This is a genomic window from Microbacterium sp. Gd 4-13, assembly GCF_003095395.1.
GTDB lineage: Bacteria > Actinomycetota > Actinomycetes > Actinomycetales > Microbacteriaceae > Microbacterium.
The window spans coordinates 835,447-858,866 of record NZ_QEIJ01000001.1 but is presented as its reverse complement, the minus strand read 5'-3'; the positions used below and the strand labels follow the sequence as shown (position 1 = coordinate 858,866).

Here is a 23,420-nt window from a genome sequence, read left to right as displayed (position 1 = left end):
GACGACGTCGGCCCTGGAAGGATTTATTTCGTGACGGAGGTGCTTGTGGCGCTGCCGACGGATGATGTTGTCGCGGGCGGCTCGCTCACGTCGACGAAGTCGTGGGGTTCAGGCGATTGTACAGCCCTTGCACCCTTGGCCTCGCGACCCGGCATGTACGGCGACGGTTCGTAGCCGGGGTGGCGACGCTTCTGCACGATCATGATGACCAGACCGACGACGACGCCCAGGAGCGCTGCCGCCACGTTCGTGCGGAGGCCGAGGATGATCTCGCTGGGGTCGATGCGGATCGTCTCCCAGATCGCGCGTCCTGTGCCGTACCAGATCAGGTAGAGCCCGAACACGCGCCCCCACTGCAGGTGGAAGGCTCGTGCGGCGAGGATGATGACGAGCGCGCCGAAGAGATTCCACAGCACCTCGTAGAGGAATGTGGGGTGGAAGAGGGTGTCGGGCTGCAAACCCGGCGGGAACGCCGGGTTGTCGCTGTCGATCTCGAGGCCCCACGGCAGATCGGTCGGCAGACCGAAGAGCTCCTGGTTGAACCAGTTGCCGAAACGGCCGAGCGCCTGCGCGATGATGAGGCCCGGCGCGAGGGCGTCGGCGAAGGTCCAGAAGCGGATCCCCGTCCACCGGCAGCCCAGATACGCCCCGACCGCGCCGCCGATGAGCGCACCGAAGATGGCGATGCCGCCCTCCCAGATCGCCCAGACGGAGCCCGGCATGAATGGATTCCACGTGTTGATGCCCTCGCCGAAGTAATCGCCGGGGTGCGTGAGCACGTGGTAGATCCGAGCGCCGATGATTCCGAGCGGCACCGCCAGCAGGCAGATGTCGATCACGACCCAGGGCTCGGCACCGCGCTTGGTGAGGCGGTAGTTCGTCAGCAACACCGCGGCCACGATCCCCGCGATGATGCACAGGGCGTAGAAGTGGATCGGCACGGGTCCGATGAAGAACCGGTTGATCTCCGGACTCGGGATGCTGGCGAGCACGCTGATAGGCGCGCTCGTAGGAACGAACGTCATGAGCAGAAGTCTAGAGTCGATCGGCGGTGCCCGCAGACAGGGCCCTCGCGGTCTCGGCGAGCCCGTCGACGCCGCCGTCGCGCAACGCCCTGACCAGCGCGGTGCCGACGATCGCGCCGTCGGCGTACTCGAGAACGCCCTCGATCTGGTCGGCGGTCGAGATGCCGATGCCGACGCAGGCGCGCTCGGCGCCGTGCTCACGCAGGCGCGCCACGAGAGTGCGCGCGGCGGCGTCCAGCTCGGTGCGCTCGCCCGTGATGCCCATGGTCGAGACCGTGTAGACGAAGCCGGTCGACGACCGCGCGATGAGCGCGAGGCGCTCCTCGGTCGAGGTGGGAGCAGCCAGGAATACGCGGTCGAGTCCGGTGCGCTCGCTCGCGGCGATCCACTCCTCGGCCACGTCGGGGGTGATGTCGGGGGTGATGAGACCCGCGCCCCCGGCAGCCAGGAGGTCGTCGGCGAAGCGATCGACTCCGTACTGCAGGACGGGATTCCAGTACGTCATCACGAGCACCGGCACCTCGACGCGACGCGTGACCTCGCGAATGACGGTGAACAGATCGCTCAGACGGAAGCCGGCGGCCAGGGCCACCTGGGTGGCCTCCTGAATGATCGGGCCGTCCATCACCGGGTCGCTGTAGGGCGGCCCGATCTCGAGGATGTCCGCGCCGTTCTCGGCGAGAGCCACCGCGGCGTCGATGCTGGTCTGGATGTCGGGGAAACCGGCCGGCAGGTAGGCGACGAATGCGCCGCGCCCGGCTGCGTGCGCGGCGTCGATCGCCGCGGCGACGCGAGAGGTCACAGCTCGATCCCCTCTCCCTTGGCGTCGTCCTCCGCCTCGGGCACGACGACCGGAGCGTTCTCGGCGTCGTACAGCTCGAAGTAGCGGGCGGCGGTGTCCATGTCCTTGTCGCCGCGGCCCGACAGGCAGATCGCGATCACGGCGTCGGAGCCGAGCTCCTGGCCGATGCGGAGGGCCCCCGCGAGGGCGTGCGCAGACTCGATGGCGGGGATGATGCCCTCCGTCTTCGACAGCAGGCGCAGAGCCTGCATCGCCTCGTCGTCGGTCGCGGGGATGTACTCGGCGCGCCCGATCGACGACAACCACGCGTGCTCGGGGCCGACCCCCGGGTAGTCGAGGCCGGCGGAGATCGAGTGCGATTCGACGGTCTGGCCGTCCTCGTCCTGGAGCACGAACGTCTTCGCGCCGTGCAGCACGCCCGGGCGGCCGCGTTCGATGGATGCGGCGTGGCGGGGCGTGTCGACACCGTCGCCCGCCGCCTCCACGCCGTAGAGGCGCACGGCATCGTCGTCCAGGAAGGCGTCGAACATGCCGATCGCGTTCGAGCCGCCTCCGACGCAGGCGAACACCGCATCGGGGAGGCGTCCGAGCTCGTCGAGGAACTGCGCGCGCGCCTCCTCGCCGATGACCTTCTGGAAGTCGCGCACCATGGCCGGGAACGGGTGCGGACCCGCCGCCGTCCCGAAGATGTAGTTCGTCGTCTCGACGCTCGACACCCAGTCGCGGTAGGCCTCGTTGATGGCGTCCTTCAGCGTGCGCGATCCGGTCGTCACGGGGACGACCTCGGCGCCGAGTAGGCGCATGCGCGCGACGTTCAGGGCCTGCCGCTCGGTGTCGACCTCGCCCATGTAGATGGTGCAGTCGAAGCCGAACAGGGCCGCCGCCGTGGCCGTCGCGACGCCGTGCTGGCCGGCGCCCGTCTCGGCGATGACGCGGGTCTTGCCGAGCCGCTTGGTGAGCAGGGCCTGCCCGAGCACGTTGTTGATCTTGTGGGAGCCGGTGTGGTTGAGGTCTTCGCGCTTGAGGAAGACCCGCCCGCCGCCGGCGTGCTCGGCGAAACGCGGAACCTCGGTGAGTACGGAGGGTCGACCGGCGTACGAGCGCAGCAGCTCACGCAGCTCGTCGAGGAAGGCCGGGTCGACGATCGCGGTCTCGTAGACCGCCGTCAGCTCGTCGATCGCGGCGATGAGCGACTCGGGCATGTATCGCCCGCCGAAGTCGCCGAAATATGGACCGTTCTCGGTGCGAAGACTCATGCGGATACTCCTCGGGTGTCGCCGACGTCAAGGAATCGGCGAAGGGTGGCGACGGGGTCGCCGGTGACGAGCGCCTCGCCGACGAGAACGGCATCGGCGCCGGCGGCGCGGTAGTGCGCGACGTCGGCGGGCGCGAGCACCGCCGACTCGGCGATCTTGACGGCGTCGTCGGGGATGCCGTCGACGAGGCGGCCGAACAGATCGCGGTCGAGCTCGAACGTGGAGAGGTCTCGGGCGTTGACGCCGATGAGGCGCGCTCCGATATCGGCGGCTCGGGCGACCTCATCGGCGGAATGGGCCTCGACCAGAGCCGTCATCCCGAGCTGGTTCGTCAACTCGAACAGCTCGGCGAGCGTCGGCTGGTCGAGCGCGGCGACGATGAGCAGCACGAGGTCTGCCCCGGAGGCTCGGGCCTCGAGCACCTGGTAGGGCGTCGCCAGGAAGTCCTTGCGGAGCACGGGGATGCCGACCGAACCCTTGACCGCTTCGAGATCGGCGAGCGATCCCTTGAATCGACGGCCCTCGGTGAGCACAGAGATGACCGACGCTCCGCCGGTCTCGTACAGGTTCGCCTGGTGCGCGGGATCGGGGATCGACGCGAGGTCGCCGCGAGACGGGCTCGCGCGCTTGACCTCGGCAATGATCTTGACGCGGTCGCTCGGCGCGAGCGCCGCCAGCACGTCGAGGGCCGGGGCGCGGTCGGCGGCGGCGCGCTCCACCTCGGCGAGCGGCGTCTCAGCTGCTCGTGCCTGCGAGTCCTCCACCGCGCCGGCCGTGAGGTCGGCGAGCATGCTCAATGGTCTTTGACCGTGACCTTGGAACCGCCGACGCCGTAGCCTGCCCGCTTGAGCACGGCACCGACGAGGAGGCCCACCAGTACGAGCCCGACCGACGCCCACACGAGCCACGGCTGATCGAAGTAGAACGCGGCGGTGCCGATCGAGAATCCGATCAGCATGATCGTGATGGCGGTCCAGGCTGCCGGCGAGTGTCCGTGGCCGGGGTCGCCGAGGGGGTTGCTCATGGGGCTCCTTGGTGGTGTCGGCGCGATCGTGCGCGCTGAGGTGAAGTCTACCGGTGCCGCTCTCAGGCGGTGGGATCGTCGCCGCGAGACAGGTCGTCCCACGAGTCGATCGCGTCGTGCGGCCGCGAGCCGTCGCCACCGGCCGCCGCGGACGCGGTCTGGTAACGGCGGTCGGCGCTCCCGCGCCACCGCCGTGCGGTGACGAGGGTGAAGACGCCGGCCAGAACGAGCACGACCTGAGCGACGAGCGTGACGCCCGGCCACGGGGTCGCCGTGATCGACGAGACGAGCGCGGCGACAGCATCCGTTCCTCCGATGCCCGTCGCATCGGTCACCGCGCCGGCGAACGACGACACGGGTGCCGCGACGGCGATCTGCGCGGTGAGCACCCCGAGGATCGCGCCGATGGCGATGCTGAGCAGGCCGAAGAGGTAGCGCAGCACGATGCCGGTGATCGAGATCGCGGCGCCCAGTGCGAGGGCTGCGAGGCTGAGCGGTGTCAGGATCGGCAGCGCGTCGGCACCCGCCACGAGGAGCGGTTCCGAGGCGCCGTCGGCCAGGACGACGGAGATCCACGTCTGGGTGGAGCCGATCACCCCGATCGCGCCGGCCACGAGCATGCTGAGGACGGTCAGCAGGCGCGCGCGGCGGATCATGAAGCCCCTTCGACCGCGGGGGCGAGATCGTCGGCGTCGAAGCATGTCCGCGTGCCCGTGTGGCACGCGGCTCCGACCTGGTCGACCTCGATGAGGATCGCGTCGCCGTCGCAGTCCAGACGTGCGCCGCGCACATGCTGGACGTGTCCGGACGTGTCACCCTTGCGCCAGTACTCGCCGCGCGAGCGCGACCAGAACGTGACGCGTCCTTCGGTGAGGGTGCGGCGCAGTGCCTCCGCGTTCATCCAGGCCAGCATGAGCACCTCGCGGGTGTCCCACTGCTGAATGATCGCCGGGGCGAGCCCGTCGGCGTTGAAGACGACCCTGCCGAGGCGTTCGTCGATCGTGTCGGTCATGTGCGGATCTCGATCCCGTCTGCCACCAGCGCGGCCTTGACGTCACCGACGGTGAGCGCGCCGGAGTGGAAGACGGATGCGGCGAGCACCGCGTCGGCTCCGGCGTGGATGGCGGGGGCGAAGTCGTCGACCGATCCCGCTCCGCCCGACGCGATCACCGGGACGCTGGAGATCTCGCGCATGAGCGAGGTCAGCTCGAGGTCGAAGCCCGCTTTCGTGCCGTCGGCGTCGATCGAGTTGACCAGCAGCTCCCCCGCGCCGCGCTCGATGGCCTCCCTCGCCCATTCGAGGGCGTCGAGCGTCGTCTCGGTGCGGCCGCCGTGCGTGGTCACCACGAATCCCGACGGGGTGGATGCCGCGCGCTTCACGTCGAGCGAAAGCACCAGCACCTGCGAGCCGAAGCGGTCGGCGATCTCGTCGAGGAGCTCGGGACGGGCGATCGCGGCGGAGTTCACCCCGATCTTGTCCGCGCCCACGCCGAGGAGCCTCGCGACGTCCTCGTCCGAACGCACGCCACCGCCCACCGTGAGCGGGATGAAGACCTCTTCGGCGGTGCGGCGCACGACGTCGTACGTCGTCGAGCGCTCATCGACCGTCGCGGTCACATCGAGGAAGGTGATCTCGTCGGCGCCCTGCGCGAAGTAGAGGCGGGCGAGCTCGACCGGGTCGCCCATGTCGCGCAGATCGAGGAAGTTGACGCCCTTGACCACCCGGCCGCCGGCGACGTCGAGGCACGGGATGACACGGCGCGCGAGCGACACGTCAGAGCCTCGCGGCGTGGATCTCGGTCACGAGGATCGCGCGGGCACCCATCGCGTACAGCGCGTCCATGACCTGGTTGACGCCCTTGCGGGGGCTCATCACGCGGACGGCGACCCACTCGGGGTCGCGCAGGGGCGAGATGGTCGGCGACTCGATGCCGGGGGCGATCGCGACCGCCTCGTCGACCAGCCGCGCGGGCAGGTCGTAGTCGATCAGCACGTACCGGCGGGCGACCATGACGCCCTTGAGGCGGCGCAGGAGCGTCTGCGTGCCCTCGGCCTCGACCGGGCCCGAGACGAGCACGGCGTCGGATTCGAGGATCACCGGGCCGAAGATCTCGAGACCTGCTTGGCGGAGGGTCGTGCCGGTGGAGACGACGTCGGCGACGGCGTCGGCCACCCCCAGCTGCACGGCCGACTCGACGGCCCCGTCGAGCGGGACGAGGTCGACCGCGATCCCGCGCTCGTCGAGGAAGCCGTCGACCAGGCCCGGGTAGGCGGTCGCCACGCGCAGCCCCTCGAGCTCGGAGATGTCGGAGAACCGACCAGGGCGAGCGGCGAAGCGGAACGTGGACCCACCGAAGCCGAGGGCTTCGATCTCACGCGCGCCGGGCATGCGGGCGTCCAGGAGCAGATCGCGCCCGGTGATACCGACGTCGAGTGCGCCGGAGCCCACGTAGGTCGCGATGTCTTTGGGCCGCAGGTAGAAGAACTCGACGTCGTTGGTCGGGTCGATGGTGTGCAGGTCTTTCGGGTCGCGGCGGCCGGTATAACCGGCCTCGGCGAGCATCGCGGCGGAGGTCTCGGAGAGGGAGCCCTTGTTCGGCACGGCGATTCGCAGCATGGCGGAGACTTTCGGGTCGAGGGGGTGGGGCGAACGCGGAACGCTCAAAGATGTCGGTAGACGTCTTCGAGGGTCAGCCCCTTCGCGACCATCATCACCTGCAGGTGGTACAGCAGCTGCGAGATCTCCTCGGCGGCGGCCTCGGAGGATTCGTACTCGGCGGCCATCCAGACTTCGGCGGCCTCCTCGACGATCTTCTTGCCGATCGCGTGGACCCCCGCGTCGAGCTGGGCGATCGTGCCGGAGCCGGCGGGGCGTTCGATCGCCTTCGCACTGAGCTCGGCGAACAGGGCGTCGAACGTCTTCACTCTGCCAGGGTATCGAACCGCGCGGCCCGTCGGCGTCGCACCGACGCCACGGGCGGCGGTTCAGTGGGCGGCGATGCTGAGAAGGATGATCACGATGCCCAGAAGCATCGTCGTGAGCACGCCCGCGATCCGCCACGGCCACCGGCTGCCGTTGCGTCGGGCGTTGAGGTATCCGATCGCGCCGAGTATCAGGATGCCGCTGAACAGCGCGGCGAAGTAGGCGATCCATTCGTCGACGCCGAGGCCCGCGGTCATCAGCAGCACGACGGGGATGAGCATCGCCAGAGCCATGCCCGAAGAGTGCCGCACCCCGTCGCGGATCGCTCTGCGCAGCGGCGGCGCGGGCTGCGTGGCGCGACTGGCGACGACCGCGGCGTAGATGTGGGCGAGCCAGAAGACGGCCACCGTGCCCAGCACGAAGACGATGACGTCGTCGTCGGTGTCGGCATCGATCTCGCCGGCGATGAGCGCGGTCACCAGCACGATTCCGTAGACCCCGTGCTCCCCGCTGTACGCGCCGAGCAGGCGTCGAGCGTGATGCGCTCCGGTCTGGCGGATGCCGCGCGGCTGCTCGGGCCCCGCGGGTGCGTCGTCTGTCTCGCTCATCGTCTCCTCGGTGATGGTCGGTCAGTGTCGGTGTGCGCGCGAGGCCATGGCGCGGAGGCTGCGGATCGCCGCATCCGGGTCGTCGGAGCCGAAGACGGCCGATCCGGCGACGAACGTGTCGGCGCCCGCCTCTGCGGCCTGGGCGATCGTCGAGGCCGAGATGCCACCGTCGACCTGCAGCCAGACGGCGGAGCCGCGGCGCCGGGCTTCGTCAGACAGGGCGCGGAGCTTCGGCATCGTGTCGGGCATGAACGACTGCCCGCCGAAACCGGGCTCGACCGTCATGACGAGGATCTGGTCGAACTCGTCGAGGACGTCGTAGAGACCGTCCACGGGCGTCGAGGGCTTCACGGCGACCCCCGCGCGGGCTCCGATCTCTCGCAGTCGCCGGGCGAGGGCGACGGGTTCGGCTGCTGCCTCGAGGTGGAAGGTGACGGAGGCGGCACCCAGCTCGGCGTATTCGGGAGCCCATCGCTCCGGCGCGTCGATCATGAGATGGACGTCGAGCGGTACCGGGCTCGTCTCCTGGATGCGTCCGACCATCTGCGGCCCGAACGTGAGATTGGGGACGAAGTGGTTGTCCATCACGTCGACGTGCACGAAGTCGGCGCCGTCGATGCGGGCGAGCTCGGCCTGCATGTTGACGAAATCGGCGGCGAGGATGCTGGGGTTGACGCGGAATCCGGTGGGGTCTGACACCGCACCATTATGTCGCCCGCGTCGGGAGCGACGTCAGCGCTTGCGAAGGAGGGCGATCGACATCGCGTCGGTTCCGTGGCGGTGGGGCCACAGCTGTGCGCGTCCCGAGCCGTCCTCCTGCGCCGGGAGATCGATCGGGGTCCGCGAGACGCGGCCCACCACCTCGCGGGCGTCGAGCTCCTCGACGGTGTCGCCGAGCTCCCGACGCACCTCGGCGACGACGCCCGCCGTCTCGGCGAGGTGCGGCGAACAGGTCACGTAGGCGACGATCCCGCCGGGCTTCACGGCGGTGAACGCCGCCAAGACGAGCTCGCGCTGCAGATCGGCGAGGGCCGGGACGTCGGTCGGAGCCTTCCGCCATCGCGCTTCAGGACGCCGGCGCAACGCGCCGATCCCGGTGCACGGGGCGTCGACGAGCACGCGGTCGTAGGCGTCGGGTGTGCGCGCGGCCCGGGTGCGCCCGTCTTCCTCGGTCACCTCGACCTCGAGGGGCACGCCGGAGACGGCACGGCGGACGAGTCCCGCGCGCGCCGGGATGATCTCGTTCGCGTCGAGCGTCGCACCGTTCGCGAGGGCCTCGGCCGCGAGCAGAGCGGTCTTACCGCCAGGACCGGCGCACAGATCGAGCCAGCGTTCGCCGGGACGCACGGGTTCGGCGCGGGTGAGCGCGTACGCGGCCAGCTGCGAACCCTCGTCCTGCACGCGCACGCGGCCGCCCGACTCGCGCACGAGTCGCTCGGGGTCGCCCCCGCCCAGGATGAAGCCGTCGGGCGAGTAGGGCGTGGCCCGTGCGCCCTCCGGGCGCTCCGCCAGGCCGGGGAGGGCGAGCATGCCCACGCGGGGAGCGTCGTTGTCGGCGTCGAGGAGGGCATCGAGCTCGGCCCCGCGCCCCTCGGCGCCGAGCGCACGACGGAAGGCGCGGAGGATCCAGACCGGATGCGACGTGGTGATCCCCCGTCGCTCGTCGTCGGACCGCGCGGAGTGCTCGAGCTGCTCGTACCAGTGGCCGGGCGTCTCGCGCGAGATGCCCCGCAGGACGGCGTTGACGAAGCCGGGAGCGCCGCGCGAGCCATCCGCCCGGGCGAGTTCGACCGATTCGTTGACGGCGGCGTGCGAGGCCACGCGTGTCGAGAGCAGCTGGTGCGTCCCCAGGCGCAGCGCGTCGAGCACGACGGGGTCGATCTGTTCGATCGGACGCTTCGCGACGAGCGAGATGAGCGCGTCATAGGTGCCGCGCCGGCGGAGGGTTCCGTACGTCAGCTCCGTCGCGAGAGCGGCGTCCTGCGTGTCGAGCTTCGCCCGGCCGATCTCGTGCGGGAGCAGCAGGTTGGCGTAGGCGTCGTCGGTCGAGACGGCGTGGAGCACGTCGAAGGCGACCCGGCGCGCCCCCTGGACGCTCACGAGCCCGCCACCGGGTTGTCGGTGCGCAGACCCCGCCACCAGTCGCCCGCCGCCATGGCGGGCTTGCCCGCGGGCTGGACGGTGAGCAGCTCGAGGGGGTCGGTGGCCGTCCCCACGATCACGCTGCGCCCGACCGCGGCGATGGCGCCCGAGGTGAGCGGAACGCCGTCGGCGGCCGGGAAGGGGCGTGCGGCGAGAACCTTCAGCCGAGCACCGTCGACCGTCGTGTGAGCGCCCGGTTCGGGCGTCACACCGCGAAGGCGGGCGAGCACTGTCGCGGCGTCCGCCGTCCAGTCGAGGACGCCGTCGGCGAGGGTGAGTTTGGCCGCGAACGTCGGCTCTCCGGTCTGCGCGACCGATCGCGCCGAGCCGTCGGCGATGCCGTCGACGACGCGCGTGAGAAGCGGACCACCGCGCTCGGCGAGGGCGGCGAGCACATCGGCCGACGTCGCACCCTCGGGCACGGCGTAGGGCTCCTCGGCGAAGACCGGCCCGGCGTCGAGCTCGGCGACGAGCTGGAACACGCTCGCACCCGAGACGCGGTCGCCGGCGATCAGCGCGCGTTGCACGGGGGCCGCGCCCCGCCAGCTCGGCAGGAGCGAGAAATGGAGGTTGATCCAGCCGAACCGGGGGGTCGTCAGGAGCGGCTCGCGGACGAGGCCGCCGTACGCCACGATCACCCCGAGGTCGGGGGCCTCCCCCGCGATGCGGGCCGTCACGGCCTCGTCGAGGCGTGAGGTCTTGTGCACGACGAGCCCGAGCTCGTCGGCGGCCGCAGCGACCGGCGACGGAGTGAGCACGCGGCGTCGGCCCTGCGGTGCATCGGTGCGGGTGACGACCGAGACCAGCTCGTGACCGCTCGCCGCGAGTGCGCGGAGGGACGGGACGGCGACTTCGGGAGTCCCGGCGAAGACGAGGCGCATGAGTCTCCTCAGAGGTCGGGTTCGGCGACGTCGAGCCGAACTTTCAGTGTATTGCGCGGGCGCGGGCCGCGCTCGCGGGGAGAACGACGAGCCCGCAGAGCGTCGGCGACGACGGATGCCCGGAGGCTCTCGGCCACCGCGCGGCCCAGCGGGTACTCGAACCGCACCAGCGCACGGGCCGTCGGGGCGACGCCCGGCTCCCCCGTGACGACCGGGCCGAGGATCGCCGCGGCCCCGAGTGACGGAACGTCGGTACGGAGGGTCGCCAGCGCCGTATCGACCGACTTCGCGGCGCCCTCGACCGTCGCGAGCCGCACGGCCGGCGGCATGTGCAGCGGAGCCCGGTCGGCGAGCTCCGCGCGCGCGTACGCGGGCTGCGTCCAGGTGGCGAGAGCACGGGCGACGGGCCCGGCCACGCCCACGAGGTGCACCGGCGCCCCCGGTGCCGCCAGCGCGGCGGCGTTCGACCACCATCGGAGGCAATGCTCGCCGATCCGCAGCGCCTCGGCCTGCAGCATCCGCTCTCCGTCGAGGAGGATCACCGCTCGGTAGCCCCCGGCGACGACCGGCTCGGCGCCCCGCGTCGCGATCACGAGCGCGGGGCGGGGCTCGACCTCGCTGAGCGGATGCTGGCCGTCGGAGACGATCACGCGCGTGCCGGCGAAGGCGCGCCCGAGCTCGTCGGCCGTGCGCTCGCTGCCCGACGAAGACATGCGCAGGGTCGTCGCCTCGCAGTGCGGGCAGACCCAGGAGTGCGCCGCGCGTCCGCACCACGCGCAGACCGGCACGGCTCCCGGCCGGGCGGCGCGGAGGGGGCCCGTGCAGTGACGGCAGCGGGCGGGCCGCCGGCACTCGCCGCAGACCAGCGAGGGCGCGTAACCGGGCCGGGCGACCTGCACGAGAACCGGGCCCTGCTTCAGTGCTTCACGGGCGGCGGCGAATGCCGCGGACGGCACGCGGGAGCCACGGTTCTCTCCCTCGCGCGTCGCGCTGAGCACGATGCGCGGCGACGGTCGGCGGGCGGCGGGTGCCTCGTGCACGAAGCCGATCTCGACGAGGCGCTGCACCTCGGTGGTGCGGGTGTGGCCGGCGAACAGCAGCGCCGACCCCTCGAGCTCTTGACGCACGAGAGCCGCGTCACGCGCGTGCACCCCCGGCGACAGCTGCTCGGAGAGAAGGGAGTCGCCGTCATCCCAGATGGCCACGAGCCCGACGTCGTGCGCGGGAGCGTAGACGGCCGAGCGTCGCCCCACCACGATGCAGGGCGCGTCGGACAATGAACGGAGGAACTGCCCGTAGCGGGCGGGGTTGGACTGGTCGGCGTCGTGCCGGATCACCGCGTCGTCGTCGACGAAGAGCGCCAGCGCGGCCGTCAGCTGCGCCTGGTCGCGGTAGTCGGGCACTACGACGATGGCGCTGCGCCCCCGGGCGAGCGTGCGCGTGGCCGCCGCGGCCAGCACGACGGCCCATTCGCCGACCGCGATCGCGGTCGAGGGGCGAGGGGGCGCGTCGAGGGCGATGCGCGCACCGGAGTCGAGGTGACCGCCGAGGGCAGGGAACCCGGCGATCACCGCGTCAGCGCGTGCGAGGGCGTCGTCGGAGACGCGCGGCGCGTCGGGTTCGGGCGCCGCCGCCCAGGTCTTCTCCGCGCGCACCATGCGCTTCGGGATCGCCAGGCGCAGGATGTCGGCCGCCGACCCCGCCGCCCGATCGGCGACCCGACGCGCGAGGGCGTAGAGCCCCGGGGTGAGAACCGGTACGGGTGAGACCACCGCGTCGATCTCGGACAGCGGGCGCTCCCCCGGGTCGTCGTCGGTCTCGACGACGTAGGCGTCGACGAGGCGTCCTGCGGTGCGCAGGGGCACCCGCACTCGTACGCCGGGCACGGCCTCGTCGGCGAGCCGGTCGGGGATGGCGTAGTCGAACAGACGGTCGAGCTGCGGCAGCGGCGACTCGAACAGCACCCGCGCGACGCGCCGCGGCGTCACGCCGAGGTCAGCACCCGGTGCCGACACCTCACAGACCTGCGGCCGCGCGCAGCTCCTCCACCCGGTCGGTGCGTTCCCACGTGAAGTCGGGAAGCTCGCGACCGAAGTGCCCGTAGGCGGCGGTCTGCGCGTAGATGGGGCGGAGGAGGTCGAGGCGATCGATGATCGCCTTCGGACGGAGGTCGAACACCTCGAGCACGGCCCGGGTGATCGCGTCGTCGTCGATGTGGCCGGTGCCGAAACTCTCGACGTAGAGACCGACGGGCTGGGCTTTGCCGATCGCGTACGCGATCTGCAGCTCGAGCCGGTCGGCGAGGCCCGCCGCGACCGCGTTCTTCGCGACCCAGCGCATGGCGTAGGCGGCCGAACGGTCGACCTTCGAGGGGTCCTTGCCGCTGAACGCTCCGCCGCCGTGACGCGCCGCACCGCCGTAGGTGTCGATGATGATCTTGCGCCCCGTGAGACCGGCGTCGCCCTTGGGACCGCCGACGACGAAGGGGCCGGCGGGGTTGATGTAGTACTTCACGTCGGGCAGGTCGAGACCCGTCTGCTCGAGCACCGGGTCGATGATCTCGGCGCGCACCCGCTCGCGCAGGTCTTCCTGCGACACCCCGGGGTGGTGCTGGGTCGACAGGACGACCGACTCCACCGTCTTCGGCACCTGGCCGTCGTAACCGAGCGTCACCTGGGTCTTGCCGTCGGGGCGCAGGAACGGCAGCTGCTCGGACTTGCGCACCGCGGCGAGGCGCTCGGCCATGCGGTGCGCGGTCCAGCTCGCCATCGGCATGAGCTGGGGGGTCTCGGTGGTGGCGTAGCCGAACATGATGCCCTGGTCACCGGCCCCCTGCTCGTCGCGGGGGTCGACCGAGCCGCGCTCGCGCTGCTCGAAGGCTTTGTTGACGCCCGAGGCGATGTCGGAGGACTGCGCACCGATCGAGATGCTGACCCCGCAGGAGTCTCCGTCGAAGCCTGTCTCGCTCGAGGTGTAGCCGATGCGGTTCACGACGTCGCGCACGATCGCGGGGATCTCGACGTAGGCGCTCGTGGAGACCTCGCCGGCGACGTGGACGAGCCCGGTCGTGACGAGCGTCTCGACGGCGACGCGGCCCGTGGGGTCTTCGCGGAGGATGGCGTCGAGGATGCTGTCGGAGATCTGGTCGCAGATCTTGTCGGGGTGCCCCTCGGTGACGGACTCGGACGTGAAAAGCCGCAGCTCGGTCATGGTGCTCCTGATCGGCGGGTCGGGGATGGCACAAGTATGCCCCGGGTGGCCGACAGCCGGCCCGGGGCCCTTGTTACTTCGTCATCCACGCCGCCGGGGCGACGCGGAGGGAAGATCGCTGCGAGGAGCGATCGCTCAGACGGCCTCTTCGACAGCGCGCAGGCGCAGCTTGTCTTCGTGGATCTCGTGGAGCGCGATGGTCAGCGGCTTGTCTTCGACGGTCGAGTCGACGAGGGGGCCGACGTTGTCGAAGAGGTTGCCCTCGTGCAGATCGGAGTAGTAGTCGTTGATCTGGCGGGCGCGCTTCGACGCGTAGATCACGAGCTGGTACTTCGAGTCGACCTTGGTGAGAAGGCTGTCGATGGGCGGGTCGATGATGCCCTGGTTACGAGTCGGCATGCGGAACCTCCTGGTTCGGTGGCGGATGCGGCGCGCCAGGCGCCGAAGCATCCTCTCAGTCTACCGCCTCCGCCACCCGGCAGCCGAGAGTGCCCGTTCCTGCCGTTCGTGCCCCAGATCGCGGGCACCTGCGGCGCAAACGGGCACTCTCGACGGGTCAGCGCGCCGCGACCGCCACGACGGCGTCGGCCGCGGCGGGCACCTCGTCGTTGACCACGCGGTAGTCGAACTCGTTCTGCGAGGCGAGCTCGACGCGGGCGGTGCGCAGGCGCCGGGCGCGTTCCTCGGCGTCCTCGGTGCCACGGCCGACGAGCCGCTGCACGAGTTCGTCCCAGCTCGGCGGCAGGAGGAAGACGAGCGTCGCCGACGGGTCGGCGGCCCGAACCTGCCGGGCCCCCTGCAGGTCGATCTCGAGCAGCGCTGTTCCCCCGCCGTCGAGAACGCGCTCGATCGGCTCGCGGGGTGTGCCGTAGCGGTGCTTGTTGTGCACGGTCGCGTACTCGAGCAGCGCTCCGCTGGCGATCATGCGATCGAACTCGGCGTCGTCGACGAAGTAGTAGTGCTCGCCGTCGATCTCACCCGGGCGGGGCGGTCGCGTGGTGGCCGAGACCGACAGGTGGATCTCGGGGTAGTGCTCCTTGATGTGCGCGGCGACCGTGCCCTTCCCGACCGCGGTCGGACCGGCGAGCACGACGAGCCGGCTGCGACCGGCGCGCGGGCCGGGCTCGGGCCAGCGGGAATCGAGGAAGGAGGCGAGGGCGCGGCGCTGGCGGGCGCCGAGGCCGCCGAGGCGCTTGACCGGCGAGATGGAGAGATCGGCGAGGATGCGATCGCGCTTGCCCTCGCCGATCGCCGGAATGGCCGTCAGGAAGTCGGTCACGCGCATGGCGCCGGCCGCCGACTCCGGGTCGGCCAGCGCGCGACGCAGCAGTTCCTGCGGGCTGATCACCCGGGTGGCGACGTCGCGCTTCAGCGCGGCGCGGGCGCGCCGAGCGGCGACGGCGCGACGGGATGCGGCGACCCGGTCGACCTCGGGCGGTCGGGGGGCATCAGCCACGGTCGGCTCCTCGGTACAGGGCGGCGCGCTCGGCGATACGGTCGGCGAGTCGGTCGGGCCCGACGGCGAGGATGCTGCGGCTCTCGTTGGCGATCACGTTCATGGCGACATAGCCGAACAGGCGCGGGATGTCGGCGGGGTCGGCGCCCTGCGCACCGAAGCCCGGCGCGAGGATGGGCGTACCCGCGAGCGCCATGTCGGTCAGGCCGAACGCCTTGCGGTCGACCGTGGCGCCGACCACGACGCCGATGGAGCCGAGCGCCCCGGGGAGGCCCATGTTCATCGACCCGACGTCGCGGGCGACCCGCTCGGCGACGCGCTGGCCCTCGAGGGGAGCATCGTCGTCGACCAGCGCCTGCTGCACGACCGCGGCCTCGGGGTTGCTGGTCGCGGCGAGGACGAACGCGCCTTTCCGGTGCCGGAGCGCCGTCTTCAGCGTCGTGTCGAGCGAGTCGGGCCCCAGGTAGGGGCTGAGAGTCACCGCGTCCGCCTCCAACGGCGAGCCCGGCTGCAGCCACGCCGAGGCGTAGCCCTCCATGGTCGAGCCGATGTCGCCGCGCTTGGCGTCGGCGATCACGAGGAGGCCGGCGTCGCGGCCGGCGGCCATCACGTCCTCCAGCGCCGCGAAGCCCTTCGAGCCGTACCGCTCGAAGAACGCGACCTGGGGCTTCACGATCCCCACGCGACCGGCGGATGCCTCGACCACGCGGAGTCCGAACTCGCGGATCCCGTCGGCCGACGCAGCCAGTCCCCAGGTCTTCAGCAGCGCCTCGTGGGGGTCGATCCCCACGCAGAGCGCGCCGTGCGCATCGAGCGCCCCGGTGAGTCGCTGGCCGAACGTGGTCACAGTCGTGCGGCCCGGTCGGCGGCGTACTCCTGGAGGCTGCGAACCTCGAAGCCCTCGCCGAGCACTCCGAGAGCGCTCACGGCCGCGCCGAGCACCGCCATCGTCGTGAACAGCGCCTTGTCGGCGGCGACCGCGGCCGCACGGATCTCGTATCCGTCGGCGCGGGCGAGCCCGCCGCTCGGGGTGTTGACGATCATGTCGATCTCGCCCGCGTTGATGAGGTCGACGATGTTCGTCTCTCCCGACTCCTGGGTCGCCGAGTACTTGTTCACCACGCGCACGCGGATGCCGTTGCGCGCGAGGATCTCGGCGGTGCCCTCCGTCGCGATGAGTTCGAACCCGAGCTCCTGCAGGCGATGGGCCGGGAGGATCACCGCGCGCTTGTCGGCGTCGGCGACGGAGATGAAGACGGTTCCCGACAGCGGCATGCCGCCGTAGGCCGCCTCCTGGCTCTTGGCGAACGCGGTCGGGAAGTCTCGGTCGATGCCCATGACCTCGCCGGTCGAGCGCATCTCGGGGCCGAGCACCGAGTCGACGATGTGCCCTTCCTTGGTGCGGAACCGCTTGAAGGGGAGCACGGCCTCCTTGACCGCCACGGGGGCGTCGAGTGGCACGCGCGAGCCGTCGGCGACGGGCAGCAGGCCCTCCGCCTTCAGGTCGGCGATCGACGTGCCCGACATCACGCGCGCTGCAGCCTTCGCCAGGGGGATGCCGAGGGCCTTCGACACGAAGGGCACGGTGCGGCTCGCGCGGGGGTTCGCCTCGATGACGTAGAGCACACCCGCCGAGATCGCGAACTGCACGTTGAGGAGGCCCCGCACGCCTACGCCCTCCGCGATCGCGAGGGTCGCCACCCGCACCCGGTCGATGTCGGAGCGCCCGAGCGAGACCGGCGGCAGGGTGCAGCTGGAGTCGCCGGAGTGGATGCCGGCCTCCTCCAGGTGCTCCATCACGCCGCCGATGTAGAGCTCGGCGCCGTCGTAGAGCGCGTCGACGTCGAGCTCGATCGCGTCGTCGAGGAAGCGGTCGACCAGCAACGGCAGGCCGGGGCCGATGATGGCCTGGTCGGCGACGCGCACGAAGTAGTCGCGCAGGCTCGCAGTGTCGTAGACGATCTCCATACCGCGCCCGCCGAGCACGAAGCTCGGGCGCACGAGCACCGGGTAGCCGATCTCCTCGGCGATCACCACGGCACCGTCGACGTCGATCGCGGTGCCGCTGCGCGGAGCGATGAGGCCCGCTTCATCGAGAAGGCGCGAGAAGAGCTCGCGCTCCTCGGCCAGGTCGATGGCCTCGGGCGAGGTGCCGAGGATCGTGTACCCGGCCTCCTCGATGCCCTTCGCCAGGCCGAGCGGCGTCTGGCCGCCGAGTTGGCAGATGACGCCGAGGATCGTGCCCGACGCCGCTTCGGCGTGGAGCACCTCCAGCACGTCCTCGAGCGTGAGCGGCTCGAAGTACAGGCGGTCCGAGGTGTCGTAGTCGGTCGAGACCGTCTCGGGGTTGCAGTTGACCATGATGGTCTCGTACCCGGCGTCCGACAGCGCGAACGAGGCGTGCACGCACGAGTAGTCGAACTCGACGCCCTGACCGATGCGGTTCGGGCCGGAGCCGATGATGACGACCTTGGTGCGGTCGGACGGGGCGACCTCGGTCTCGGAGTCGTAGCTCGAGTAGTGGTAAGGGGTCAGCGCCGGGAACTCTCCCGCGCAGGTGTCGACGGTCTTGTAGACCGGACGGATGCCGAGACCGTGCCGCACTCCGCGCACCTCGGCCTCGTCGTCGCCGCGCAGCTGCCCGATCTGCACGTCGCTGAAACCGTGGTCCTTCGCGAGGCGCAGGGTGTCGGCATCCAGTTCGGCGGCGGTGCGGATCGTCTCGGCGACCTCGTTGATGAGCACGATCTGGTCGAGGAACCACGGGTCGATCGCCGTGGCATCGAAAGCCTGCTCGACCGTCGCGCCCTTGCGCATTGCCTGCTGCAGCACGACGATCCGGCCGTCGGTGGGCGTTCTGGCGACCTCCAGCAGCTCGTCGACCGATCGCGGCTCGTCGCCCCAGTGGAAACTGGATCCGCGCTTCTCGAGTGAGCGGAGCGCCTTCTGCAGGGCGGTCGCGTAGTTGCGTCCGAACGCCATCGCCTCGCCGACCGACTTCATGGTGGTCGTGAGCGTCACGTCGGCGGCCGGGAACTTCTCGAAGTTGAAGCGCGGCACCTTCACCACGACGTAGTCGAGCGTCGGCTCGAAGCTGGCCGGGGTGACCTTCGTGATGTCGTTGGGGATCTCGTCGAGGCGGTATCCGAGTGCGAGCTTCGCGGCGATCTTCGCGATCGGGAAGCCGGTGGCCTTCGACGCCAGGGCCGATGAGCGCGAGACGCGCGGGTTCATCTCGATGACGATGATGCGCCCGGTGGCGGGATCGACGGCGAACTGGATGTTGCATCCGCCGGTGTCCACGCCCACGGCGCGGATGATGTCGATGCTGATGTTGCGGAGCTTCTGGTACTCCCGGTCGGTGAGGGTGAGCGCGGGTGCCACGGTGATCGAGTCGCCGGTGTGCACGCCGACGGGGTCGACGTTCTCGATGGAGCAGACGACGACCGTGTTGTCGGCCGTGTCGCGCATCATCTCGAGCTCGTACTCCTTCCAGCCGAGGATCGACTCCTCCAGGAGCACCTCGGTCGTGGGCGAGTCGTGCAGGCCCGCGCCGCCGATGCGGCGCAGATCGGCCTCGTCGTAGGCGAAGCCCGAACCGAGTCCGCCCATGGTGAACGAGGGCCGCACGACGAGCGGGTAGCCGAGCTTCTCGGCGCCGGCGAGGAGTTCGTCCATCGTGTGGCAGATGACGGATGCGGCGACGTCGGCGCCGGAGGCGAGCACGAGCTCCTTGAAGACCTGGCGGTCCTCTCCCTTGCGGATCGCGTCGACCTTCGCGCCGATGAGTTCGACGCCGTACTTCTCGAGGATGCCGCGGTCGTGCAGGGCCATCGCGGCGTTCAGGGCCGTCTGACCGCCGAGCGTCGGCAGGATCGCGTCGGGCTTCTCCTTGATCAGGATGGTCTCGATGATCTCGGGCGTGATCGGCTCGATGTAGGTGGCATCGGCGAAATCGGGGTCGGTCATGATCGTGGCCGGGTTCGGGTTCACGAGGATGACGCGCACCCCCTCTTCGCGGAGCACGCGGCAGGCCTGCGTGCCCGAGTAGTCGAACTCGGCCGCCTGGCCGATGACGATCGGGCCGGAGCCGATGACGAGGACGGAGCGGATGTCGTCGCGCTTGGGCATCAGTTGTTGTCCTTCGTGTTCGCGGCGATGACCATGTCACGGAACCGATCGAAGAGGTAGTTGGCGTCGTGGGGGCCGGCGGCGGCCTCCGGGTGGTACTGCACGCTGAACGCCGGGATGTCGAGGGCGCGGAGGCCTTCGACGACCTGGTCGTTGAGTCCGACGTGGCTGACCTCCACCCGGCCGTAGCCGTGCGGGCTCTCGAAGTCGCCGTCGAGGGGCGCGTCCACGGCGAATCCGTGGTTGTGCGCGGTGATCTCGACGCGACCGGTGGTCTTGTCGAGCACGGGCTGGTTGATGCCGCGGTGACCGAACGGCAGCTTGTAGGTGCCGAGACCGAGGGCACGGCCGAGCAGCTGGTTGCCGAAGCAGATGCCGAAGAACGGCAGACGGTCATCCAGCACGGCGCGCAGCAGTTCCACGTGGTCGTCGGATGCTGCGGGGTCGCCCGGTCCGTTCGAGTAGAACACCGCGACCGGATCAATCGCGCGGATGTCGTCGATCGTCGCGCTCTGCGGGAGCACGTGCACGTCGAACCCGCGGGCGGCGAGGTTGACGATCGTCGCCTGCTTGACGCCGAGGTCGAGCACGGCCAGGGCACCGATCCTCTCCCCCGTCGCCTCGGTGACCTCGGCCGCGCTCACCGACACCTCGGCGGAGAGGTTGAGGCCGGTCATCTCGGGTGCCTCGCGGACGATGCGCACCTGCTCCTCGGCGTCGATGCTCGCGGCGTCGCCGGAGAAGATCCCGCCGCGCATCGATCCGACGGAACGGATGCGTCGGGTCACCGCGCGGGTGTCGATGCCGCTGATGCCCACGACGCCGTCGGTGTCGAGCGCGACGTCGAGGGTCTCCTCGGAGCGCCAGTTCGACACCACGCGGGAGGGGTCGCGTACGACGTAGCCCGAGACCCAGATGCGGCGCGACTCGCGGTCTTCGGTGTTCATGCCGGTGTTGCCGATGTGCGGTGCGGTCTGCAGAACGATCTGTCCGGCGTACGAGGGGTCGGTCAGCGTCTCCTGGTAGCCGGTCATGCCGGTGGCGAAGACGACCTCCCCGAGGGTCGTGCCGACGGCGCCGTAGGCGCGGCCGACGTAGCGTGTGCCGTCTTCGAGGACGAGGACGGCGGACTCCGTGTGGGGCGTGGCGGTCATGCGATTCCTGTCGGGAGGAGCGGGCGGATGGCATCGGCGAGTTGGCGCGCCGATGCCTCCTGCGGGCGGATGTACGAGTCCACGAGGGTGTCGGGTGACACGCGCCACGTGATGCGGGTGAGGCCGTCGCGCTCGACCACGCGATCGATGGCGACGGTGGCCTGCGCGGCATCCACGAGACGGTCGGGGGTGATCGTCATGCGGGGCGTGCCGGCGAGGTCGAGGGCGATGCCCTTGTCGGTCACCGTGACGTCGGCACGCGAGCGGAATCCGAGGCCGCGGATCGCCAGGCGCTCGAGCGGCTGTGCGTGGCGGGTGGTCGCGACGTAGAGGGTGGTGAACGTCGACAGGGTCCGGGCGTCGTCGGGGAGCTCGCCGAACGGTGCCGGGTATGCGGCGTCGCGTCGCGCGCGACGCCACCACGACCAGGCGAGGAGGCCCAGACAGACCACGGCGAGCCCGATCATGATCGTCAGGAGCGCTTCGCGGGTCATAGCGAGGCCGCCGGGTCGTCGCGCAGCTCGCCGTCGGCGACGGTGACGCGACCGCGGTGGATCGTCCAGCGAACGTCGCCGGGGAGCTCACGTCCGAGGTACGGCGAGTTCGTGCTGCGCCCGCGCAGATCGGCCGTGCCGAAGGTGCGCGCGGCGCGCGGGTCGTAGAGGGTGATGTTCGCCGGGCTGCCGACCGTCAGGGGCGTGCCGTGGTCGTCGAGGCGGCCGATGCGGGCGGGCATCCGCGACATGACCCGCGCCACGTCGGCCCACGTCAGCATCCCGGTGTCGACGACGGCCTGCTGCACCACACGGAGGGCGCTCTCGAGCCCGACCATCCCGTTCGCCGCCGCTTGCCACTCGCAGGCCTTCGCCTCGGAGGGGTGGGGGGCGTGGTCGGTCGCGACGATGTCGATCGTGCCGTCGGCGAGTCCTTCGCGGACCGCCATCACGTCTTCCTCGCGGCGCAGGGGCGGGTTCACCTTGAACCGGGCGTCGTACCCGCGCACCAGCTCGTCGGTAAGAAGCAGATGGTGCGGCGTGACCTCGGCGGTGACGGCGACGCCGCGCTTCTTCGCCCAACGGATGATGTCGACCGATCCCGCAGTCGAGAGGTGGCAGACGTGCAGGCGTGAGCCGACGTGCTCGGCGAGAAGCACGTCGCGGGCGATGATCGACTCTTCGGCGACCGCCGGCCACCCGGTGAGTCCGAGTTCGGCCGACACCGAGCCCTCGTTCATCTGTGCGCCCTCGGTGAGCCGTGGGTCCTGGGCGTGCTGCGCGACCACGCCGTCGAATGCTTTGACGTATTCGAGCGCGCGCCGCATGATCAGCGGGTCCCACACGCAGAAGCCGTCGTCGCTGAACACCCGGACGCGGGCGCGGGAGTCGGCCATCGCGCCGAGCTCGGCGAGACGCTCGCCCTTCTGCCCGACCGTGACGGCGCCGATGGGCTGCACGTGGACGTACCCGGCGGCCTCCCCCAGAGCGAGCTCCTGCTCGACGACGCCGGCCGTGTCGGCGACGGGCGAGGTGTTCGGCATGGCGAACACCGCCGTGTATCCCCCGGCCGCCGCGGCGCGCGAGCCGGTGAGGATGGTCTCGGATGCTTCGTATCCGGGCTCGCGCAGGTGGGTGTGGAGGTCGACCAGGCCGGGTAGGGCTACGAGGCCCTCGGCGTCGACGACCGTCGCGCCGGCGCGGGACAGGCCCGTGCCGATCTCGGCGATCACTCCGTCGTCGAGCACGATGTCGGCCGTCGCTGCGCCCTCGATGCTCGCTCCGCGAAGAACCAGGACTCCGGTCATCGTGCGTCCTCCCTGTTAGTCCCTGCGCTGCGGGCATGCCCTGCGCTGCTGGTGTTCTCGGCGCGCTCCCCTGCGAGCAGCAGGTAGAGCACGGCCATCCGCACCGACACACCGTTCGCGACCTGCTCGAGCACCGTCGAGCGAGGCGAATCGGCGGCTTCGGCGGAGATCTCCATACCCCGGTTCATCGGCCCGGGGTGCAGCACAATGCTACCGTCCGGAAGGGCCGCTGCACGCCGCGCGTCCAGCCCCCACCGCCGGGAATACTCCCGTTCAGTGGGGAAATACGCGGCGTTCATGCGCTCCAGCTGAATGCGCAGCATCATCAGTGCGTCGGGGCCTCGGCCGATCGCCTCGTCGAGGTCGTAGACGATCTGCACCGGCCAGGTCGATACATCCTGCGGAACGAGCGTCGGCGGCGCGACGAGGGTCACCGAGGCGCCGAGGGTGTGCAGCAGCCAGACGTTCGAGCGCGCGACCCTCGAGTGGAGCACGTCGCCCACGATCGTGACCGCGAGGCCGTCGAGGTCGCGACCCCGACTGTCGTCGCCGAATGTGCGCTTGCGGATCGTGAAGGCGTCGAGCAGCGCCTGCGTCGGATGCTCGTGGGTTCCGTCGCCCGCGTTGACCACGCCCGCGGTGATCCATCCGCTCGTGGCGAGGGTCTGCGGGGCTCCCGATGCGCCGTGGCGGATCACGACAGCATCCGCCCCCATCGCCTGGAGGGTCTGCGCCGTGTCCTGGAGCGACTCGCCCTTCGACACGCTCGAGCCTTTGGCCGAGAAGTTGATGACGTCGGCCGAGAGTCGCTTGGCGGCTGCCTCGAACGAGATGCGGGTGCGGGTGGAGTCCTCGAAGAACAGGTTGACGACGGTCTTGCCCCGCAGCGTCGGGAGTTTCTTCACTTCGCGCCGTTGCGTGTCGGCCATGTCTTCGGCGACATCGAGGATGCGCAGGGCGTCCTCTCGGGAGAGCGTGCGGGTATCGAGCAGGTTTCTCATGCGCCC

The 23,420-nt window shown here is 70.7% G+C and carries 24 protein-coding genes; all 24 read right to left on the bottom strand.

Annotated elements, in window-relative coordinates:
• Positions 1–23: 23 nt before the first annotated feature.
• Positions 24–1,025, bottom strand: coding sequence for a prolipoprotein diacylglyceryl transferase (gene lgt / locus DEA06_RS04105; RefSeq protein ID WP_116646631.1), 1,002 nt, complete (start codon positions 1,023–1,025; stop codon positions 24–26).
• A gap of 10 nt (positions 1,026–1,035) precedes the next feature.
• Positions 1,036–1,827: a tryptophan synthase subunit alpha gene (trpA, locus tag DEA06_RS04100; RefSeq protein ID WP_116646630.1), complete on the bottom strand. Its 792-nt coding sequence runs from the start codon at positions 1,825–1,827 to the stop codon at positions 1,036–1,038.
• Positions 1,824–3,083 (bottom strand): tryptophan synthase subunit beta, encoded by a 1,260-nt coding sequence (trpB, locus tag DEA06_RS04095; RefSeq protein WP_116646629.1) that lies wholly within the window; start codon positions 3,081–3,083, stop codon positions 1,824–1,826. The genes trpA and trpB overlap by 4 nt, the downstream gene beginning before the upstream one ends.
• Positions 3,080–3,874: an indole-3-glycerol phosphate synthase TrpC gene (gene trpC / locus DEA06_RS04090; RefSeq protein WP_116646628.1), complete on the bottom strand. Its 795-nt coding sequence runs from the start codon at positions 3,872–3,874 to the stop codon at positions 3,080–3,082. Before trpC ends, trpB begins: the two co-directional genes overlap by 4 nt.
• A gap of 2 nt (positions 3,875–3,876) precedes the next feature.
• Complete coding sequence (locus tag DEA06_RS04085) at positions 3,877–4,107, bottom strand: DUF6704 family protein (RefSeq protein ID WP_116646627.1); 231 nt, start codon at positions 4,105–4,107, stop codon at positions 3,877–3,879.
• Positions 4,108–4,169: 62 nt separating this feature from the next.
• Positions 4,170–4,763, bottom strand: coding sequence for a Trp biosynthesis-associated membrane protein (locus DEA06_RS04080; protein ID WP_116646626.1), 594 nt, complete (start codon positions 4,761–4,763; stop codon positions 4,170–4,172).
• Positions 4,760–5,119: a phosphoribosyl-AMP cyclohydrolase gene (gene hisI, locus DEA06_RS04075; RefSeq protein ID WP_116646625.1), complete on the bottom strand. Its 360-nt coding sequence runs from the start codon at positions 5,117–5,119 to the stop codon at positions 4,760–4,762. Before hisI ends, DEA06_RS04080 begins: the two co-directional genes overlap by 4 nt.
• A complete protein-coding gene (hisF, locus tag DEA06_RS04070) occupies positions 5,116–5,880 on the bottom strand; it encodes an imidazole glycerol phosphate synthase subunit HisF (RefSeq protein ID WP_116646624.1) in 765 nt (254 codons plus the stop codon). The genes hisI and hisF overlap by 4 nt, the downstream gene beginning before the upstream one ends.
• A gap of 1 nt (position 5,881) precedes the next feature.
• A complete protein-coding gene (gene hisG / locus DEA06_RS04065; RefSeq protein ID WP_116646623.1) occupies positions 5,882–6,724 on the bottom strand; it encodes an ATP phosphoribosyltransferase in 843 nt (280 codons plus the stop codon).
• A 44-nt stretch (positions 6,725–6,768) separates the two neighbouring features.
• On the bottom strand, positions 6,769–7,032 hold the full coding sequence (locus DEA06_RS04060) for a phosphoribosyl-ATP diphosphatase (RefSeq protein WP_116646622.1): 264 nt from the start codon (positions 7,030–7,032) through the stop codon (positions 6,769–6,771).
• A gap of 60 nt (positions 7,033–7,092) precedes the next feature.
• On the bottom strand, positions 7,093–7,638 hold the full coding sequence (locus DEA06_RS04055; protein WP_116646621.1) for a hypothetical protein: 546 nt from the start codon (positions 7,636–7,638) through the stop codon (positions 7,093–7,095).
• A 21-nt stretch (positions 7,639–7,659) separates the two neighbouring features.
• Complete coding sequence (rpe, locus tag DEA06_RS04050) at positions 7,660–8,337, bottom strand: ribulose-phosphate 3-epimerase (RefSeq protein ID WP_116646620.1); 678 nt, start codon at positions 8,335–8,337, stop codon at positions 7,660–7,662.
• Between the two features lie 33 nt (positions 8,338–8,370).
• Positions 8,371–9,738 (bottom strand): transcription antitermination factor NusB, encoded by a 1,368-nt coding sequence (locus tag DEA06_RS04045; protein ID WP_116646619.1) that lies wholly within the window; start codon positions 9,736–9,738, stop codon positions 8,371–8,373.
• The gene (gene fmt, locus DEA06_RS04040; RefSeq protein ID WP_116646618.1) at positions 9,735–10,661 is read right to left on the bottom strand and encodes a methionyl-tRNA formyltransferase; all 927 of its coding nucleotides are present in this window, start codon (positions 10,659–10,661) and stop codon (positions 9,735–9,737) included. The genes DEA06_RS04045 and fmt overlap by 4 nt, the downstream gene beginning before the upstream one ends.
• A gap of 8 nt (positions 10,662–10,669) precedes the next feature.
• Positions 10,670–12,676, bottom strand: a complete 2,007-nt coding sequence (locus DEA06_RS04035) for a primosomal protein N' (protein ID WP_240606796.1) — start codon at positions 12,674–12,676, stop codon at positions 10,670–10,672.
• 1 nt (position 12,677) lies between these two features.
• On the bottom strand, positions 12,678–13,871 hold the full coding sequence (metK, locus tag DEA06_RS04030; RefSeq protein ID WP_116646617.1) for a methionine adenosyltransferase: 1,194 nt from the start codon (positions 13,869–13,871) through the stop codon (positions 12,678–12,680).
• Positions 13,872–14,006: 135 nt separating this feature from the next.
• Entirely contained in the window at positions 14,007–14,270 is a 264-nt protein-coding gene (gene rpoZ, locus DEA06_RS04025) for a DNA-directed RNA polymerase subunit omega (RefSeq protein ID WP_116646616.1), read from the bottom strand.
• A 157-nt stretch (positions 14,271–14,427) separates the two neighbouring features.
• Positions 14,428–15,327 (bottom strand): guanylate kinase, encoded by a 900-nt coding sequence (gmk, locus tag DEA06_RS04020; protein ID WP_116646615.1) that lies wholly within the window; start codon positions 15,325–15,327, stop codon positions 14,428–14,430.
• Positions 15,320–16,174 (bottom strand): orotidine-5'-phosphate decarboxylase, encoded by an 855-nt coding sequence (gene pyrF, locus DEA06_RS04015; protein WP_116646614.1) that lies wholly within the window; start codon positions 16,172–16,174, stop codon positions 15,320–15,322. Before pyrF ends, gmk begins: the two co-directional genes overlap by 8 nt.
• Positions 16,171–19,458, bottom strand: coding sequence for a carbamoyl-phosphate synthase large subunit (carB, locus tag DEA06_RS04010; RefSeq protein WP_116646613.1), 3,288 nt, complete (start codon positions 19,456–19,458; stop codon positions 16,171–16,173). The genes pyrF and carB overlap by 4 nt, the downstream gene beginning before the upstream one ends.
• Entirely contained in the window at positions 19,458–20,612 is a 1,155-nt protein-coding gene (gene carA / locus DEA06_RS04005; RefSeq protein WP_116646612.1) for a glutamine-hydrolyzing carbamoyl-phosphate synthase small subunit, read from the bottom strand. Before carA ends, carB begins: the two co-directional genes overlap by 1 nt.
• A complete protein-coding gene (locus DEA06_RS04000) occupies positions 20,609–21,106 on the bottom strand; it encodes a hypothetical protein (RefSeq protein WP_116646611.1) in 498 nt (165 codons plus the stop codon). Before DEA06_RS04000 ends, carA begins: the two co-directional genes overlap by 4 nt.
• Positions 21,103–22,413, bottom strand: a complete 1,311-nt coding sequence (locus DEA06_RS03995) for a dihydroorotase (RefSeq protein ID WP_116646610.1) — start codon at positions 22,411–22,413, stop codon at positions 21,103–21,105. Before DEA06_RS03995 ends, DEA06_RS04000 begins: the two co-directional genes overlap by 4 nt.
• Positions 22,410–23,414, bottom strand: a complete 1,005-nt coding sequence (locus DEA06_RS03990) for an aspartate carbamoyltransferase catalytic subunit (RefSeq protein WP_116646609.1) — start codon at positions 23,412–23,414, stop codon at positions 22,410–22,412. The genes DEA06_RS03995 and DEA06_RS03990 overlap by 4 nt, the downstream gene beginning before the upstream one ends.
• Between the last annotated feature and the right edge of the window lie 6 nt (positions 23,415–23,420).